We start from the raw sequence: 1,552 nt of genomic DNA on the forward strand, positions 1-1,552 counted from the left end.
CCGCCCCCGTTATGTTCTTGGCGGTCCTGCAATGGGACCGCTGGCCTCCGGGCCCGGCATGACTGTGTCCCCCTGTCGAAGGCATGACCTGGGGGGTGGTGTCACCGGGCCCGGGAGGTGCCGTCGGAGACGCTGATGAGAGGTCCGGCCACTGCCCGGTCCGGCGCAATGCCGGACGGCTCGCGGGCGGCAGGTCTGCATAACGTGGATGCGCGCGTACGACACCAACGCCGAGGCCGGCACCGTGAACACCCCTTGGGGAGAGGGAGAGTAACGATGCTCGACACCACCGAGGTGGGCGTCTTTCTGGGGCTGGACGTCGGCAAGAGCGCCCATCACGGGCACGGGCTGACTCCGGCCGGGAAGAAGGTCTTCGACAAGCAGCTGCCCAACAGCGAACCGAAACTGCGGGCCGTGTTCGACAAGCTGACCGCGAAGTTCGGAACCGTGCTGGTGATCGTGGACCAGCCCGCCTCCATCGGCGCCCTGCCCTTGACCGTCGCCCGCGACGCCGGTTGCAAGGTCGCCTACCTGCCCGGCCTGGCGATGCGCCGGATCGCCGATCTCTACCCGGGCGAGGCAAAGACCGACGCGCGTGACGCCGCGGTGATCGCGGACGCCGCCCGCACCCTGCCACATACGTTGCGCTCGCTCGAACTGACCGACGAGATCACCGCCGAGCTGACCGTCCTGACAGGCTTCGACCAGGACCTCGCCGCCGAGGCCACCCGCACCTCCAACCGCATACGCGGCCTGCTCACCCAGTTCCACCCCAGCCTGGAACGCGTCCTGGGCCCCCGCCTGGACACCTGGCCGTCACCTGGCTCCTGGAGCGCTACGGGTCCCCGGCCGCGCTGCGGAAGGCGGGCCGACGACGGCTCGTCGAAGTCATCCGGCCGAAGGCGCCCCGCATGGCCGCCCGGCTGATCGACGACGTCTTTGCCGCTCTGGACGAGCAGACCGTCGTCGTTCCCGGCACGGGCACCCTGGACACCGTCATTCCGTCCCTGGCCCGCTCCCTCGGGGCTGTCCACGAACAGCGCCGGGCCCTGGAAGCCCAGATCAACACCCTGCTGGAGGCCCACCCTCTTTCCCAGGTCCTGACCTCGATGCCCGGCGTCGGCGTCAGGACCGCCGCAGTCCTGCTGACCACCATCGGCGACGGCACCAACTTCCCCACCGCCGCCCACCTCGCCTCCTACGCCGGCCTGGCCCCCACCACGAAATCGTCCGGCACCTCGATCCACGGCGAACACGCACCCCGCGGCGGAAACCGGCAGCTCAAACGGGCCATGTTCCTGTCCGCCTTCGCCTGCATGAACGCCGACCCCGCCTCCCGGACCTACTACGACAAACAACGCGCCCGCGGCAAAACCCACACCCAAGCCCTCCTCCGCCTCGCCCGCCAACGCATCAGCGTCCTGTTCGCGATGCTCCGCGACGGCACCTTCTACGAGCCCCGCACCCCCACCGTCACCCTCGCCGCATGAACACGACTAACAACCCCAAAACCGACGGCACCGTCTTGACGAACGACATAGAGGCACCCCCC

Annotated in this window: 1 pseudogene; it reads left to right on the forward strand. The window is 69.3% G+C overall.

Annotated elements, in window-relative coordinates:
- Positions 1-276: 276 nt before the first annotated feature.
- Positions 277-1,490, forward strand: a pseudogene (locus ACF1FZ_RS35045) (IS110 family transposase).
- Positions 1,491-1,552 lie beyond the last annotated feature (62 nt).

The sequence above is a fragment of the Streptomyces sp. NPDC014623 genome (assembly GCF_043088245.1).
Lineage (GTDB): Bacteria > Actinomycetota > Actinomycetes > Streptomycetales > Streptomycetaceae > Streptomyces.